General features: G+C 68.7%; 1 protein-coding gene. It reads right to left on the reverse strand.

Annotation, left to right across the window (positions count from 1 at the left end; genetic code table 11):
* A partial coding sequence (locus JFN88_RS24645) for a hypothetical protein (protein WP_233167983.1) occupies window positions 1-418 on the reverse strand: 418 nt, incomplete at both ends.

The raw sequence follows: 418 nt of genomic DNA on the forward strand, positions 1-418 counted from the left end.
GGGAAGCCTCGCCCTCGGGCGAGGCGGACTCAGCCGTAGGCTGGTTGGAGGGCGTTTCATCTGGCGGCGTCCGCCACGGCTCCAACAGGGAGACGTGGAACGTAGACTCGCGACCGCCGGGGAGCCGGAGGCGGTAGGCGTTGCGGTTGATCACCTTGGTGACCTCGCAGGGACCGAGGAACCGCGGGGCAAAGTGGGACAGGGCGCCGCGCCCGCCCACGCGATTGGTCACGCGGACCAGGTCCCCCGCTTGGAAGCTCAGCGGTCGCTTGTCGGCGTTGTAGTTCCGGGCCATGGCCTCCTGGGCCTGGGCCACTCTCTCTCTCACTTTCCGAAACACCCGAGCATCGGCCAGCGCCCAGTCAACGGCCTCCGAGGCCTGCTTGACGTTGCCGCCCACGGACAGGTCCACGTACTC

Origin of the sequence: Paenibacillus roseus (assembly GCF_016424485.1) — a bacterium.
Taxonomy (GTDB): domain Bacteria; phylum Bacillota; class Bacilli; order Paenibacillales; family Paenibacillaceae; genus Paenibacillus_D; species Paenibacillus_D roseus.